The organism is Ruegeria sp. AK4 (assembly GCF_056541025.1).
The window spans coordinates 1-14,893 of record NZ_JBQFXS010000038.1 but is presented as its reverse complement, the minus strand read 5'-3'; the positions used below and the strand labels follow the sequence as shown (position 1 = coordinate 14,893).

General features: G+C 52.3%; 16 protein-coding genes. 4 read left to right on the top strand and 12 right to left on the bottom strand.

Annotated elements, in window-relative coordinates; translation table 11 throughout:
• Positions 1 to 201 precede the first annotated feature (201 nt).
• Entirely contained in the window at positions 202 to 1,134 is a 933-nt protein-coding gene (locus ACR0EZ_RS25070; RefSeq protein ID WP_170790473.1) for an SdiA-regulated domain-containing protein, read from the bottom strand.
• Positions 1,135 to 1,316: 182 nt separating this feature from the next.
• Between ACR0EZ_RS25070 and ACR0EZ_RS25065 the strand changes: the two genes are divergently transcribed.
• Positions 1,317 to 2,075 (top strand): DUF4956 domain-containing protein, encoded by a 759-nt coding sequence (locus tag ACR0EZ_RS25065; RefSeq protein WP_170493949.1) that lies wholly within the window; start codon positions 1,317 to 1,319, stop codon positions 2,073 to 2,075.
• Here ACR0EZ_RS25065 and ACR0EZ_RS25060 read toward each other — a convergent pair whose 3' ends face one another.
• From ACR0EZ_RS25060 to ACR0EZ_RS25030, 7 genes are all read right to left on the bottom strand, one after another.
• Positions 2,076 to 2,945, bottom strand: a complete 870-nt coding sequence (locus tag ACR0EZ_RS25060) for a metallophosphoesterase family protein (protein WP_170790474.1) — start codon at positions 2,943 to 2,945, stop codon at positions 2,076 to 2,078.
• A gap of 61 nt (positions 2,946 to 3,006) precedes the next feature.
• The gene (locus ACR0EZ_RS25055) at positions 3,007 to 4,440 is read right to left on the bottom strand and encodes a hypothetical protein (protein ID WP_171728199.1); all 1,434 of its coding nucleotides are present in this window, start codon (positions 4,438 to 4,440) and stop codon (positions 3,007 to 3,009) included.
• A gap of 19 nt (positions 4,441 to 4,459) precedes the next feature.
• Positions 4,460 to 5,104: a protein-tyrosine phosphatase family protein gene (locus ACR0EZ_RS25050; RefSeq protein ID WP_170493941.1), complete on the bottom strand. Its 645-nt coding sequence runs from the start codon at positions 5,102 to 5,104 to the stop codon at positions 4,460 to 4,462.
• Between the two features lie 120 nt (positions 5,105 to 5,224).
• Positions 5,225 to 5,398, bottom strand: coding sequence for a hypothetical protein (locus ACR0EZ_RS25045; protein WP_170493938.1), 174 nt, complete (start codon positions 5,396 to 5,398; stop codon positions 5,225 to 5,227).
• 402 nt (positions 5,399 to 5,800) lie between these two features.
• The gene (locus tag ACR0EZ_RS25040; RefSeq protein WP_480617520.1) at positions 5,801 to 6,415 is read right to left on the bottom strand and encodes a hypothetical protein; all 615 of its coding nucleotides are present in this window, start codon (positions 6,413 to 6,415) and stop codon (positions 5,801 to 5,803) included.
• Positions 6,416 to 6,470: 55 nt separating this feature from the next.
• Positions 6,471 to 6,833, bottom strand: coding sequence for a hypothetical protein (locus ACR0EZ_RS25035; protein WP_170790053.1), 363 nt, complete (start codon positions 6,831 to 6,833; stop codon positions 6,471 to 6,473).
• A gap of 300 nt (positions 6,834 to 7,133) precedes the next feature.
• Positions 7,134 to 7,433: a hypothetical protein gene (locus ACR0EZ_RS25030; protein WP_170790054.1), complete on the bottom strand. Its 300-nt coding sequence runs from the start codon at positions 7,431 to 7,433 to the stop codon at positions 7,134 to 7,136.
• A 568-nt stretch (positions 7,434 to 8,001) separates the two neighbouring features.
• Here ACR0EZ_RS25030 and ACR0EZ_RS25025 point away from each other — a divergent pair.
• The 3 genes from ACR0EZ_RS25025 (at position 8,002) to ACR0EZ_RS25015 (ending at position 9,881) form a co-directional block, all read left to right on the top strand.
• Complete coding sequence (locus ACR0EZ_RS25025; RefSeq protein ID WP_480617519.1) at positions 8,002 to 8,517, top strand: DUF805 domain-containing protein; 516 nt, start codon at positions 8,002 to 8,004, stop codon at positions 8,515 to 8,517.
• A 73-nt stretch (positions 8,518 to 8,590) separates the two neighbouring features.
• Positions 8,591 to 9,361 (top strand): hypothetical protein, encoded by a 771-nt coding sequence (locus ACR0EZ_RS25020; protein WP_480617518.1) that lies wholly within the window; start codon positions 8,591 to 8,593, stop codon positions 9,359 to 9,361.
• The gene (locus tag ACR0EZ_RS25015; protein WP_281996014.1) at positions 9,345 to 9,881 is read left to right on the top strand and encodes a hypothetical protein; all 537 of its coding nucleotides are present in this window, start codon (positions 9,345 to 9,347) and stop codon (positions 9,879 to 9,881) included. The genes ACR0EZ_RS25020 and ACR0EZ_RS25015 overlap by 17 nt, the downstream gene beginning before the upstream one ends.
• 484 nt (positions 9,882 to 10,365) lie before the next feature.
• Here the strand turns inward: ACR0EZ_RS25015 and ACR0EZ_RS25010 are convergent, their stop codons facing one another.
• The 4 genes from ACR0EZ_RS25010 to ACR0EZ_RS24995 form a co-directional block, all read right to left on the bottom strand.
• Positions 10,366 to 11,112, bottom strand: a complete 747-nt coding sequence (locus tag ACR0EZ_RS25010; protein ID WP_480617516.1) for a DUF4062 domain-containing protein — start codon at positions 11,110 to 11,112, stop codon at positions 10,366 to 10,368.
• Positions 11,109 to 12,563, bottom strand: a complete 1,455-nt coding sequence (locus tag ACR0EZ_RS25005; protein WP_480617515.1) for a potassium transporter TrkG — start codon at positions 12,561 to 12,563, stop codon at positions 11,109 to 11,111. The genes ACR0EZ_RS25010 and ACR0EZ_RS25005 overlap by 4 nt, the downstream gene beginning before the upstream one ends.
• Complete coding sequence (locus ACR0EZ_RS25000) at positions 12,560 to 13,837, bottom strand: hypothetical protein (RefSeq protein ID WP_480617514.1); 1,278 nt, start codon at positions 13,835 to 13,837, stop codon at positions 12,560 to 12,562. The genes ACR0EZ_RS25005 and ACR0EZ_RS25000 overlap by 4 nt, the downstream gene beginning before the upstream one ends.
• A gap of 824 nt (positions 13,838 to 14,661) precedes the next feature.
• A partial coding sequence (locus ACR0EZ_RS24995) for a hypothetical protein (RefSeq protein WP_480617513.1) occupies positions 14,662 to 14,893 on the bottom strand: 232 nt, incomplete at its 5' end.

Sequence of the window (14,893 nt, the reverse complement as noted above, 5' to 3'; positions counted from 1 at the left end):
TCGGTGAAACGGCTCTTTCGCATGTGTTTGCTCCTTCGAAAGGTTGAGCAAACTCTACATCAGAACGAGGGAAGTTTCGGGGGGCAGGTCAAACACAGTGAACAGAACGCAGATTTACTTATTACGCCGCACATACGACGGCGCTGAATTACACAAACCGGCTTTTCAACAAGTTAGAGTAGAGAACTAGTAGGACAGTCCTCACAATTCCGGTTGCTCAAAAACATAAAGCCGCGATTTCTTGGCATCGTCTGTTAGGACATAGAGAAGCCCTTTGGTCTCATCGAGAGCGATTCCTTCGGGATGTTTAACTTCCTTTTGTTTGCCATCTTCTGTGAACGTCAAACTGATAGACTTTACGGACTTGGACTCTGGATTGTAGACGAAGATTTGACGGCCTTTGTCACTTACAATCCAAAGAGAACGTGAGGACGGGGACCATGCTAGGCCGCTCAAATCCAGTTCATCATCATCTACACGCTCGGAGATAAAACCTGCATCGCGGGCTAAAGGAATGATCTCAACAATTTCGTCTAGCGCTGGTGATACGACCATTAACAACCTTGGTTGTCCTTCAATGCCAATGAAGACCCGCCCCGATTCCGGGTCAACAGCGATACCTTCGGGTCCCTTGTTTAATGGGTTGCCAACGAGTAATTCAGCGGCGGCCGAGTAACCTTTAAGAGATGTGAGAGGTATTGTTGTCAATTGAATGGGTTCGGTTGGGTGAACGACTAGAATTGATCGGTCAGTTTCCTGAAGCACCAAAACAGACCCATCCTTTCGAGGTGCAACACCCTCCAAATCTGATCCTGCCAATGCTGGCAACTTGAAAGAGTTTCCTAATACCCCGTCGACTCTGAGTAGGTGCAGTTTAGGTTCGGCATCACTTACAGACCACAAGAAGCCTTCAGCGTTAGACATTGCCAAACCGGAAGGCTCTGAAAATCCCTCTGATTTGTCTGCCACCTTGAATTTATCGACCAGAACCAAACCAGCACTTTCGGCGTAGGCAAAATTGGTCCAAGGCAAGAAGGCTGCCGCAACCGAGCTGGCCGTAAAAGCGAGTCGTCTAAGTTTGCAGAAACACCGTGAAATTTCAGCTTTTGACGAAAACACTCTGTTTTCTGTCATTGGATTCTCTCGCGCTTGGACCACATCCCTGTATCAGCGTTCGTATCACAGTCCGGATACGATGTCCGAAGAATGCACTGTAATCTCTTTACCTGATCCCGCCTGTTGCGATTGAATTGAATAGGGCACGATGTGCCTTTGGTTAAGCGTAAGCCTTTGGCGTGAGCAGGGAGGAAGACAAGTTGAATACGACCCTCACATTTGTGACCGTGTTGTTGATGCTGCTGTTGCCAGGTGCTGCGGTGTCACAAGTCGACCCTGCGACGATGCTGGCCGGGGCTTCGGGGTCGGAAATCGTTATCGAACGCCGGTGGACGCAGTTTCGTGGCAAACAGGAACTGTATTTCTTTACTCTCGATGTGATCGTCACGATCATTCTGGCTGGCTTGATCGTATATCATCCGGTGAGACGTAAAGCCCGTAGAAGCGTCCGCGACATAGTTATGCCAAGGCTTTTCTTCCTGTATGCGCTTATCGGCATGGCGGTTGGTTTCCTGGTGGTTCAGCACGGGTCAATGATCGGTTTCGTTATCTTTGGTATCGGAGCGTTGCTCAGGTTCCGCTCCAATCTCGATGATCCGGTGGACACTGTCGAAATGATAATCGTGACTGTTCTTGGTCTTGCGGTCGGTTTGGGCTTGCCGCTGATGGCCACACTAGTGGCGGTTGTTTGTTGGTGTTTCATTTGGCTCGGAGGGCGAAACAAGGGTGTGGAAATTTCGCTCAAAGCTTCGGACGAAGAGCACTCATTGAAAGTCACCGGAGCCATTGAAGCCATGGCCACAGAGGCTGGCTGGAAGCTGGTCAGAAAACACCACGTCCCCGGAAAATCTCGGGTTTCATTGCTTTTCATCACCTCGGGTGGACTGACGGAAGCCCGGATCGAAGAGATGATAAATGATCTGGTCCCTGAAAAAGTCGAACTGAAACTCAACCTCTAGTCATTTCACAAGGTCTAAGCGTTTCAACACCGCATTCGGGGATCTGATCTCTTTCGGGAGCGACTTGAAGTTTACCGACCTTTCGAAGTCAGGGCCTCGATATACGGCTATCTCAAACTCTCCGTTCGGCTGGAACGTAACATGAGTGAAGCTGTGAGGTGATCTGGCGCTATCGCCAATAAGCCGCCGCGGACCACCTCCCAAACAAGCTTGAGAGACATAAGCCACACCGTCTTTCCAACCGGGGTAGAAGGCATGATGGTGGCCTGAAAGATGCAGAACAACACCGCTTTCCAGATAGATTTTTTCAAGTGTTGGGTCACCGATGATTTCGCGTTCGCGCTGGATCGCGAACGGCCAAAGTGGGAGGTGACTGAAAGTGACAATCGGGTCTCCGTCTGCACCCAATTCCTGTAACCGGTCCTGCTGGTCACCGGATAGGGGTCCTAGGGTCGTTGCATCCAAAGACGCAAACGTAATGCCCTGCATCTCAAATGCGTAGAAGAACGGGTAGTCATCTGAAACCAGGAAGTCGACGCCTGGTTTTCTCGGCGTCCATTCCTCTGCGTATATTTTCCTTTCACGCTCGAACCCTCGGTAGGCGGAGGCATCATGGTTTCCAGGTGTGACCGCAAATGGAATGCCGGCAGCCTCTAATGGATCTGATACGACCTCGTGAAACGCATTCCACATATCCCTGACCTGTTTGTCGGACAAGTTGGGAATGCGCTGTCCCGCAACCATATCTCCGGTCGAAATAACCAGATCTGGATCAAACTCGATTATGCGCTCAATCGCCTTGTCGACGCGGGCATCGTATCTTACCGAACCATAGCTTCCATTCAGATCCGATATGACGATGACATCCAATGCCGCCGCTTTGCAGGCGAGCAGAGCGGTCCAAATACACACCGCAATAAGAGCAGAACACCTACGGTACATAACAGTCCACAGCCTCTACCTCGGTGCCGTTTCTCAAAAAGAATGCGACAGGATCCAAGTCGAACATCAAATCGCCATTTGAGCAATTGCTCTGGAGAATGGACGTTGCCAGCGCAGTATTTTTGACAACTTGTGCAATCTGACTGTCTGACAAACCAAAGCTTTGCGATAGCCAGTCATAGACTGGGCCTTGGGATTGAAGGTCACTATTCAATGCAACCAAGCGCCGATACGTGCTTGGAGAGAAGTGGCGAATTTTCTCCAGCATTTGAGTAGATTTCGCGAAGTTGGCGTATTCGACACGCCCACCAGCATCGTTGTCGTTTAGATTGCTGCGACGGATCAATAATGCGTCGTCGGGAACGTCTCCATCGTTTGGCTCATGGTGCTTGGCTTTCTTATGCTTCAGCTTTCCGTCTTCGACCCAATACCAATAGGGTGTGAAGTCTATGTTTCCTACGCGGTCCTGCTGGCTAAAGATGAAATCGAGGAGTACAATCTCGGTAAGTTCTTGCATCCAAAATGCCATCTGTTGGTCGCTGACATCGGGACCGAGATCCTTGTTGATCATCCGGTCTCTTCGACCTTCTCCAACGCCCTCTACAATGGCCTCTGGCAAGGGTTTTGAAGAACGCAAAGCCAAGAAAGCAGGAGTTTCCTGAAAATCGCGGTTCTGACCTTTCCCCCAACCAGATTTACGGGTGCCGTTGATTTCCGAGCCGTATCGATGCCCAGGGCTATCAAGCAGCGCACCGTATATTTGCGTTCGATCTGCGGTGAACAGATCGTCGGTTGGCTGGTACGAGTTCGGGTCGGCGTCCGCAGCCGCGAAGACCCGCCAGCCTTCGTGGTTCATGCGCCCACCATGAGAGCCGCCAGAAATCGCAAGGCCGGGCTCTGCGACCTCGGAAAAGTGCGCCTGGGCGTCCATGCTACGCCAAACGGCGACTGGAACTTTTACAGTCGTGTCGAAATATCTGGAGAAATGATAGTAAAGCAGCGACGAGGTGGAAAAGGTTCCACTGGTGCCCTTTTGGTTCATGGTGGATTTGAATTTGGCCACCCTGTCCTTGGCCAGATCTTTCGCCGCCTTCCCCTCTTTGCAAGCGTTTCTCTCGAACTCAGTACGGTTCCCTGTGTAGGGTCCTTCCGAAATATCGTACACGGCCATTCCTGGGCTGGTACTCCAGGTTTTTGGGCAAATAGCAATTTCGGAGGCATAGAAATCGATCTCGCAATAGGCCGTTTCTTCCTCAAGATCGCTTTTCTTATACTCGCCCGTTGAAACTTTTTCGATCCGAATACAGCGTTCAGTAACGCCGTTGGGACTATCAAATGTCGTGGCTTCACCGAGGACATCGTCGTTCGCCCACAAGACGGTGGGTGCAATGAAAGCAAGTGACCCCAGAAGAATGAACTTCATTTGGATAGTTCTCCCAATATCATTTGGGGCAAATCGCTGCCTGTTGTTCGGTAGAGATCTTCAAATTGGGGTCGACACTGAAGTTGGAGAACTTTGAGTCAATCCACTGGTCACACCCGCCTGAACATGGGGCCCCGTTTCGGGCCTCATTCCAATATTCCTTGGCCCTTTCTTCTGTCCAACCGCAAAACTGAACGAGCGCCATCGCCGACAATGCACCTGAGGAATGAACGCCCCACATGCAGTGCACCAGAACAGGGCCCTTTCCAGGGTTTTGAATCACCTCGTGTATGGACGCCATGACAGCACTGGGTCGGGAGGATCTGGCGCTTTGATAGTCGAAAGATCCGTTTCCGCAACTTGTGCGGCCGTATTCGGTGTTCTTGCCGAAGTCTGCGTAAAACCCGGTTGAAAACCCTTCATCGCAAAGGGTCTCGCGTTGAACTTTACTAAGACCCGTTCGATCCTTGTCGCCGCCTTTGAAACCAGAGCGATACAATACTCCGCTTAAGACTGGGCGAAAGAAAGCGACGCCATCAACACCTCCGTCGCCACCCTTTGAAAGCATTTGACTGTTGCTTGGGCCACCGTTTCGACTGGTTACGTCAGAATTCGCCGCGGTTGCCAGAGCACCAATGAATATGAGGGACGTCAAAAACCGCATGCCAGCTCCTTTCTATTTTTCAGGCTGTTATGCTCAAACTCTTCCTACTTGGTAATCTATTGGAGCGGCTCATTCTCAACAGCCGTATCAAGTGCGGGATAGACTTTCCGACCTGAAGCTTTAAATCGGCCACACCAGATTGATGATAAAGACGACCACGAAGTAGGCCAGAAAAACTTTCCAGTTCCATTGGTGTTTGCTTTCTTCGTTGATCACGCCGGACGACTTCAATGCCAGGTTTGTGACAATCAGAGCGACAACGATGACCGCCGCATGTGCCAGATCAAAATGCAAACTTAAGCTCCCTTTTGCAGATGTTTGATTTATGAAAAATGTGTCAGCAGTCACCTGATGGCAGCATAGCTACATCTGAGTACCTTCCCTCAGATGTCGTGATCCGAGCACATGCACCAGTATCCGTGTTAAACCAGTACGAGGTGAGCCCTTCGCTTCGGATGAGTTCAAATCCGAGACTCTGGATGCCCATTTCAGCCTGTCCCGCTCTTGCCCCTTCAAATGACGAAAGATCGCTAGAGCTGCCCACAGTTTGTGCACTTGCATCCACTGATCCGCCACTCTCGTCGCATGCTGCAAGCGCAGTAATACACGTCGTGCCGATCACCAATAGGACCTTGGGATTCATCTGTGTTTCCCTCGCTTTTTTGGACTTGCGTTCCAGGGTTTCTGATTGATCACCTATTCAATTCCGAAAATTACGTTGTAGTCGACGGAAGAGTTGCTGCGATTGATAACTTCCACAACATGATCACCGGATTGCCAAAGCTGTCCTCGATACTCCTTGTCCGCCGACATCAATCCCAACAGTTCAGAACCATCGGGGTTACGAATGACGTAGTCCAAGGAGCCATTTCGCGGAGCAACGCGGACGTAAAGGAACTGTTCGTTCTTTGCACCGAGAAGGTATTGCTGCGACGCTCCGGGCGCGAGTTGGCCGACAAGTTCGGCGCCAGTGGAACCGACATCGAATTTGACACGCTGGCTACCGGTAGAACCGGCGACGCCTGCAATGGCTCCACCGCCATCATCCATCGCCTCGACAACCGACATCTCTTCAATGCTTCCATCCTTGTACGCGATGCAGCGCCAAAGTGTTCCACCTGCATCTCGTAGCATGACGAGCGTACCTGCTTCCGAGAACTCTGAGCTTTCTATCGTACCTGATTGACCGTCTGGTCCTCCAACCTGCCGTAATTGGTCGATACACGCGTCATCGGCTTCTGACATTGCAAAAGCAGCAGTGCCCGCGATTGCGAACATGGGAGTGAGGAGTTTGAGTAAAACGAGTTTCATCAGATGGTTCCCTGTTGGCTTGTCCTTACAGTTTTGTTCCGTACTAAGCGGAACCTCACTTTGCATCCCTCAACTTTGATAGAAACTCATCGCATGCCTGTGCGCTGCCGACGACCTCGTCTGTCGTTTCAATTCCTTGCAGTGATGCCATCTCGGAATTTACGCGATTGAGGATCTGATCCGCTTGCTCGGGGGTGATCAGGTTCTCTGCTTGTGCTCCTTTCAATGTGGTGCAGACACCGGCGGACAAGCCTGTCGCAACGCCGACACCCACTGCGGCCCCGCCACCTAAGGTCATCGCCCCAACCACGCCGAGGACGAGCCCGATCACAATACCCAAGATCACTTTTCCCATGTTTTCCTCCCTTTTGGTGAGAATAAGCGCGGCTTTCACTACCGGCGCAAACCATGTGCCCATCTGCAAATCAAGACCAGCGCTAACAGGTTGAGCACCGGTGCGAGCGCCGCGAACCACGGTTTGGCCGACTCTGAGATCGAGTCCGCTACAAGTATCCAAGGTAGTCCCAACGGCAGAAGGAACACCCCGGACAAAGGGTCTCTTTCCTGTCCCAACCAGCCAAATGTGCCCGTCAAGAATGCAATCAACGCCAACAGGTAAAGGATCGCGAATACAATGATAGTGGTTCTACAAACCAAGTCGAGCCTCAGCAAATCAAGCCAGTGCTACGCAGCCGTTTTCGGCTACGCAGCAGACTGGTCACAATGCGCCTTCGTCGCCCAGGAACTCGATACCAGCTGTCGTGCCATCACTGTAAGCAATGCAATTCCAAGGAGCACGATCCTCGCCAACGCCTACAGTGACCTGTGTCCCCGCCTCGCTAAACGCGGATGAGAGCACCACGACTTGCGAATTGTTCGTTGTGCTGGCTACATCTCGCAAACACGCCTGCTGAGCGGGTGTGAGTTCGGCGGACGCACTGGATGTACTCGTATCGTCGCAGGCCGCAAGCAGTGCGAAACAAGTTGCGCCCGCAATCATCACCATCTTTTTAGACATTTTCTTCTCCCTCTGGTTCCGTTGAAATTGGTGAAATTGGATGGCTTGTTTGAAGTTCTCGCGTCGGAGCAGGCTATGAAACATACTTCGGCCCTGTAACTTCCCTTCCCAACAACTTGTCGCGGGGGGTGGCGGGCGGAGCTATATTACTTTGACAACCGAGACCGCCGACAACGTGTGAAGGCTGAATGACGACAATGGCAGAAGCTCGAGCGAATTCTGGAGGTAGGCCGAGTACACTAAGTATAAGCATCGCGTCCTCCCAACGCTCAATCATTGTAAAGTGCCTTCCGACCGCCAGCACTCACTCCAGCGGCCGGTAGGGCCCGACAAGTCGGGCGACAGCGATCACAACGGAGGTGAAATGAAAGTTGTGTCAAATTCACATGTTTGAATCTAATTTTTAATAAATCAACATTTTTTCCGCGCGTAAACTTCATTACGCTCTCGTACGATAGGCGTCTGCCCTCAAACAAAAAGGTAGGTGGGAGCACCCATGAGGGCGAATGTGTTCTTTTGGGTCGGCGAGGCGTTCTGAGGTCGCGCAGAAACCAAGAAAGGATTGAAAATGGGTTTTGTTGAAGCCGTCAAAACGTGTTTCTCGAAATACTTCCAGTTCTCCGGTCGGGCTATGCGCTCAGAATACTGGTGGTTCTTCTTGTTTGTGGTTCTCGTGAGTTCTGCTTTAGCTGTGGTGGATGCGATCATATTCGGGACCAACCCAGAAACAGGGCAAGGATCTCGAGTTCTGTCCTCTGTTTTCCAACTGGCCGTTATCATCCCTATGCTGGCCGCCGGTTGGCGGAGGTTGCATGATACAGGGCGACCTGGCTGGTACTTGCTGCTGCCGATGGCGCTCAGCATTACAACGCTTTTTGTTATGCTGGGTGGCGTGGCGTTCTTCTCGGCATTGGAGCAAGGGGCCGAAAACCCCGATGCATTGCGAGGACCCGCGGCAGTTTTGGGCGTGACCGGTATTGTTGTTGTCTCAATTCTTCAATTGGTTCTGTCCATCCTGATGATCTGGTGGCTGACGCGACCTTCTCAAGAAGGCGCAAACGAATACGGCGCACCTGTTTCCTGACCTGGTTGCGCAGGCAGCGGGTCAGAATCTCTGCTGAATGACAGTTCGATTCTTAATACCAGGGAGAGAGAAAATGAGTTTCAAGCTGATTCCCATTGGAACGCTACTGATGGCTATGGCGACCACAGCATCAGCAGAATGGTCGTTCAGTTCCGGGCCTAATCCCAATGCATTTATTCAGACTGGAAACATGACATTGGAACTTCAGTGTGACCGTATCCGCTTTGCTCCGGCTGGATACGAGGACAGCCAGGACATTGTGGACAAACAAGGGCTTTCCATTCGTTTTTTGAAGAACGGCACCACCGAAGTTGGGGCATTTCAGGTTGGCGCAGAAAACGCTGCCGTGCAGATCGTCGACAACTATCCCGTCGAGGTCAGTTTCAATAGTCAAGAGGACTATGGTTTTGTACAGGACCAGCTTGCAGCCAATGCATCCGTTAATCTGTCCATGATTGATCAAGATGTTAGCTACGGAATCTTTGACTTGAAAGGTTCCAGCGCGGCAATTCAGTCCCTTCGTTCCGCCTGCGATTCAGGTGCTAGCCAGGGGGCCTCCTACGAACCCCCCGAAGGCATCGTCTATTGTGGTGGCGGAGCGGTGGAGCGAGTCATCGAACCTGTAATTTTGGACAATCCGGAAGGAGAGTGGGACGCGCGAGTAACGGTCAACGGCGAGTCGATCAGAGCCATGACAGCCTACAGCTTTTTCGGAAACTCTGAGCCGCCGACCGGATTTGTTGTCGCCCTGCTTGGGGAAGACAGGTCCGAGTTTCTAATTTTTAGCGAAGGTTCGGCAAACTGGCTGGAATACGGGGACTACAGGTATGATCAGTGCAATTGATGCCACCCTCCAACCGGCTTCCCAATTAGTGGGCCTGTTGAAAGGGTTGGTTTCCGGGATTGTGCTGGTTTCGAGCCCAGTATGGACCTCACCAGCTGTCGCGGCTGATGTTTCGCAACTTCCAACTGGTTTGCGGGCTAAGGTTGATCTGGCAGAACAAGCCTGCGCAGAGTTCAACGACGGTCAGTTTGACTTAGATTGGGGTGCGGTTGAGAGGGTCGATCTCGACGGAGATCTACAACCCGACTGGGTTCTGAATGAATCTGGATTCGCGTGTTCGAGTGCTGCATCTCTTTATTGCGGAACTGGTGGATGCATGTCGCACTTCTTGATTGAAGAGGAAGTTCACTCCTTGCTCAATCGAGGCTGGACGGTAGTCGAATTCGGGCGTCAACGCATTGTCCTTGCAGATGTCCACGGAACTAATTGTGACGGAATAAACCCGACGCCTTGCGCAACAGCCAGTGTTTGGGATGCGGAAGCAAAGACGTGGCGCTCGTCTGCTGGTGATTGGGAGTAAACTGTAATTGGGCACCGCAGATAAGCCTGAGAGCCTGTATGTTCGGGTTCCTCAGTGGCATGCAAACCTGTTGGCAAACTTCCAAGCTTTTCTTTTATGAAATCAATGTCAGAAACGCAGCGTTATGAGCGTACCCACATCCGGTCTCGGAAATTGCAACGTCTTGTTACGAAGGTCCGCTTTGGGCTGTCTGCGGTAATCCGGTGAAAGCGGGCCAATGGCCGCAAAGTCCGCAAACCGGTATTTCGATCACGCCAGGGCATCAAAGTGCGCAAAGGTCTACGTGCCGGGATTACCGACATGATAGAACCGGCCATACAATTTGGTGGCTCCGGCAATCGTCGGATTGTGGCTTTGTTCAGAAAGGCGGGACGGTCGGTTAGTGAGGGTCGTGTCAAACGTCCATTCGAGGTAGGGTTTTTGGGGAACAAGTTGGTAGCACGCGCAACCGAGCTAGTAATGTTAACTAAAGTTGTAAGACCATCTAGTTAGCGGTATCATCAACCCAAGCCGGTGCAATCGTTGCGAAGGCCCTCATACTGAGTTGAGCCAATGTATCTCCCGCATTCGCGGCTTCCGAAATCAAGCGTAAGTACTCGAAAAGCGCCGTTGGGTTGTCGGATTCTAACAACTCGACCACAGCGAGCCACCGTAGTCCCCGACTGTCGCCTTCGCTTGCAGCCGCAAAAAACTGCATGCGTGCGGTCCCGAAGTCATCCTGGTCCAACGCAGTTATCCCGCTTTCGATTAATTTGGCCGCATTATTCTCCGCCCCAATATTCAGCTTGTTTACAGTTTCAGAGATATCGACACGGGCAGTGGCCCTAAGATCGACAACATCTTTGAAAAATCGGATTGTGTGTTTCTGTGCGACCGCATCTATGATTTTTCTGTAGCTGTCGCTCCACGGCAGGTCGGTGGTTTCGAAGCTGCGCAGTTTTGCGCTCATGTATGGGACGATGGGAATGTTGCTCTGCAGCGCAGTCTCCATCTCAACCTCGGTAAATGATTTGTTCTGGCCCGGTGTCATGGAACCAGGTTCGCGTCCGATCAAAGCGACGAGAACATCAGAGTTTCGAACGGCTCGCACGCATACCTCTATAGGAGCAGAGGCGCTGGCACCGAATTGCTCCATGGCTACGACCTGAAGGCCGAGCCCAGTGACCGCCTCCATCGCGGCTCTGCGCTCGCGACGAAACTCGGTGAAATTGCTAGCGATGAAAACTTTCATGATCTCTCCTCGGAGTGCGTCGCGACGCCGAGTGGCGTCAGGGTTCGCACACTCCAATAAGAGCGGGTCAAAAAGACTAGTGCGACACCAAACTCCAACCGCCCCACAAGCATCAGGAAGATAAGAACCCATTTCGCGAAGTCGGGCAATCCTGCGTAGTTGCCAGCAGGCCCAATTACCGGACCGAGCCCCGGCCCGGTATTGGTCAAGCAGGCAATTGCTCCGCTCATCGCCGTAATCGCATCAAGTCCACTGAAGGTCAGCACCCAGGTGCCAACGCCGGCAGCCAACAGCCAGAACACCAGAAGCAGCGGCAATAACTCAATGGATTCCTGCGGCATGCGAAACGCGCCTGTTCCAAGCGCTTGCCGATCCCAACGGAACTGGCGCAAAAACAAGGAATAAACGCCGATAACTCTCGAGACACGGAACCCGCCAGCAGGCGATCCACTGCACCCCCCCACAAGTGCCGCGAAAAAAACCAGAATGACAACAGGGCCCCACATCATGTGATCTTCTGCGCTGAGCCCGGTTGTTGTTGAAACCGACACGATCGTAAAAATGACCCTTCTGACGGCGTAATAACTTGCCAGATCGCTATAGAGTGTGGCCAGAATAACGATCACAAGGACCACCAGGAGCAAGATAAAAACGCGTATCTCTCGGCTGTTAACAAAAGGGCGGAAGTGACGGCTGCGAATGCACTGCAGGTAGCGAGCGTAGTTGCAGGCAGCGAGTATCATGACAACTATCGCAACCATTTGAACCTCCCCGCCAAGAGCTGAAATGCTGGCATCGTAGGGCAAAAATCCTCCAAGTGAGACCGTTGCGCCGGCAAGCGCAATAGAATCCAATAAGCTGGCTCCGGACAAGATGTAAGCACCCGTGGACAGCACGAGCAGACTTGCAAAGACGATATTGATGTCCCGCGAAGCCGACTTTAGATGACCTGTAAGTCTTTGCGCCTGGAGCCTGTGCCGATGCGCCCGTGGCTGTGCAACTATCAGCAGAGAGGTGGGAGCCGCGACAACGGTGAAGTGAATGATCCAGAGCGCTCCGAATATCTGCGCACCAGCCCGCAACAGATGTAGCTCATATCCCAGGTGATCGAGGCCCGAGAGAATCTCGGCGTGGGTTGTGGTCATCAACGCCACAGACTGAAACAATGCGTCAATTCCACTGAGCTCCGCCTGACCGAACTGAATTTCCTGAAGAAAAAGGACGATCACCGAAAGAGCGAAAATAAGCAGGAACTCAGGCACCGTCGATGTGAGCGGACCTTTACGATCTGCAAAGCATGCGCACAGGGCAGCTGCAACGGCGAACATAAATGCGGACGTGAGCGGGGAAACCACGACCCAAACGCCAAGCACCACGAGCAATGCCGAACAGAACAAAAAATAAAAACTGAAAGCGGCTAGCCAAAACGCTGGGGTAAGGCTCAGCTTCATTTCACTGAACCCGCTATGAGGGTTCCGCTCGACCAATAACGCCAGGACAGGAATGCGGCGGCGATGGCAAATTCAAAGCGCCCCAAAAGCATCAGCACGATGAGCAAAACAATAGCCCAATCGGACCAGGATGCGATTTCCACGACGCTGCTGCCGCCTGAACCGAGGCCGGTATTTGTCAAACTCAGGATCACTGCTAATGCCGCGTCACCCAGCGGAATGCCAGCTAGAAAGAGTGCCAAAATGCCAATTGTGAGCGTCAGAAGCCACAGCAAAAGAAAGAATGGCAACATATGAAGATATGGAACAGGAATATTTGTCCGCGAATGTCGGACAATATTCCGGTTCGTGAGGGTACCACGCACAAAGTCAAATAGCCCGATAACGCGAGCAAGCTTTAAGCCGCCCGTCGTGGAGCCGGCACACCCGCCGATAAAACCGGCGGCACATGCGAGGAACATTACCGAGCCGGAAACACCGGACCATCCACGCAGACTGTCAAAGCCGTCTAAAGCCGGAGCGGTCGTTGTCATCATCAAGACCATACCGACCACTATATCCCAGATGATTGAGGGAAAAGAGCTCCATGACAACTGGTCTATTCCGAACAACTCCCACGCACTGAAAACGGCTGGCAATCCAATAAAGAATACAAGCACAAGCGCCATCGCCCGGCATTCCCGGCTGGTTACATAGACCGAAACCCAGGACGCCCGAAGTGCACGAACATGGCGCGAAAAGCCCGTCGCCGCCACTAACATCACGATGATTGCGATCAACTGCGTTGAAAGGGAGGCTCGTGTCAGCCCTTCTGGTTCCGCCGTGAAGCCACCAAGGCTAAGCGTGCCGGCCGCCATCATATAGGATTTTGACAGCCCACTTCCGGTGAGAGAAATTGATAGCGTCGCAAGCAGCAGAATTGCTGTAAACACAAATGTTATATTGCGAGAAAGCGCCGCGAAACTACGACTCTGAGCGACCCGAACGCGGTAGCCCGGCGCCTCGACCGGTGCCGCCGCTGAAACCAGCGCGTGAGGGATGAGAACAAGAACAAACTGCAGGAACCAGAGAGCAGAAAAAAGTTGAATAACAGTCCGCAAGGCGATTGTTGAGGCATCAGTGTAGTATCTGGGCGACATGAAAGGATCGGTGTAAGTTGTTGTGGTCAATGCAGTGACTAACAGAGCGATGTCACGCGGTTTGTATGCTTCGTCAAGCGCGCGTGTGCCAAACCAAATCGAGACAAAACTTGCGAACCAGACGGCTGCTATCAAGAAAACAAAGCGCGTGAGTAGTGATCTAGTCGCGAGAAAACGTACTCGGGTCGCTAAAGTCAAACTCAGTGTCAAACAGGGGAACAACAGCAGCCCGAGGCTGTATGGGCTCCAACTATTGTCCGAAAGGTATTGCGCAATGACGATTGTTACGAAATGTACGCCGGAGAAGATTAACAAGCCAATAGACCACGTTACCGGGTCGAACAAAGGTTCGATTTTGCCGGGACTGCGCAGTAGACCGGTCGAGAAAATGGGAAGGGTTCCTTTCTTGCGCCATATTGAATGATCATTCCAATTTAGACTACAATTCCTATTTTTTTCTAGGCTCAGTATTCACACACATAAAAAGCCCAAGCCTCGGCCGTATTCTTCCAAAAGCACCTCTTCGCCCCGACTTGCCATCAGACAATATCCGGCCCCCGCTCCTTCCCCCCGGTCTTGCGAGAGAAGGCCCTTCGCTTTCAGGTTCGTATCCGCGCGATGCCTTTTGTCGGAGGCCAGCCGCTTCCCCGCAGGCTTCTCACCTGCCCCGCTTTGACCGCGCACGGTCTCGGCGGTCCCCGGTCCGACGAGTGTCTGAAGACGTCCGTCGACCGGTGGGTTCCGTAGTCGCGCTTCTGCACCGGGCCAGAAGGAGCCGCGTCGGTGCGGGATGGGGTAGTCCCCGAACCATAGTTCACAATTGGAGGCCGGTCGTGAACGTACCGTGGTCACCACTTTTTTTGATCGCTCACCTGGGAAAGCAGCAAGAATAAACCGGGCGCAACGGAGACGGGGAGATCCATCCCGGCCCGGAACGTCCGATTTTGCGCTCTTGCTGACTAAGTGTATTGATCTTTTTTTTTGGGGGGATCTTTGTGTTTCGCGCGGCCGTAAGTTGTACAAACCTTAGCTGACCCGAAGCGCCGCAGCCCACCAATAGCGCAGGCGGTTCGGGTCAGCGGCTCGACACAGAACCTAACCAAATTGTTCTCTTCCTGTTCTTTTATTTTTGTGCAACCTTTGAGGGGGTCGCCTCGTTTCAACCAGCGCGCTTTCTCAGCAAACAATACT

Bases quoted from the DNA above. Each gene is read 5' to 3' on its own strand.
- ACR0EZ_RS25055 (WP_171728199.1), bottom strand. From the start codon at position 4,440: ATGAAGTTCATTCTTCTGGGGTCACTTGCTTTCATTGCACCCACCGTC.
- ACR0EZ_RS25070 (WP_170790473.1), bottom strand. From the start codon at position 1,134: ATGACAGAAAACAGAGTGTTTTCGTCAAAAGCTGAAATTTCACGGTGT.
- ACR0EZ_RS25035 (WP_170790053.1), bottom strand. From the start codon at position 6,833: ATGGGCACATGGTTTGCGCCGGTAGTGAAAGCCGCGCTTATTCTCACC.
- ACR0EZ_RS25025 (WP_480617519.1), top strand. From the start codon at position 8,002: ATGGGTTTTGTTGAAGCCGTCAAAACGTGTTTCTCGAAATACTTCCAG.
- ACR0EZ_RS25010 (WP_480617516.1), bottom strand. From the start codon at position 11,112: ATGAAAGTTTTCATCGCTAGCAATTTCACCGAGTTTCGTCGCGAGCGC.
- ACR0EZ_RS25015 (WP_281996014.1), top strand. From the start codon at position 9,345: ATGATCAGTGCAATTGATGCCACCCTCCAACCGGCTTCCCAATTAGTG.
- ACR0EZ_RS25030 (WP_170790054.1), bottom strand. From the start codon at position 7,433: ATGTCTAAAAAGATGGTGATGATTGCGGGCGCAACTTGTTTCGCACTG.
- ACR0EZ_RS25005 (WP_480617515.1), bottom strand. From the start codon at position 12,563: ATGAAGCTGAGCCTTACCCCAGCGTTTTGGCTAGCCGCTTTCAGTTTT.
- ACR0EZ_RS25020 (WP_480617518.1), top strand. From the start codon at position 8,591: ATGAGTTTCAAGCTGATTCCCATTGGAACGCTACTGATGGCTATGGCG.
- ACR0EZ_RS25040 (WP_480617520.1), bottom strand. From the start codon at position 6,415: ATGAAACTCGTTTTACTCAAACTCCTCACTCCCATGTTCGCAATCGCG.
- ACR0EZ_RS25050 (WP_170493941.1), bottom strand. From the start codon at position 5,104: ATGCGGTTTTTGACGTCCCTCATATTCATTGGTGCTCTGGCAACCGCG.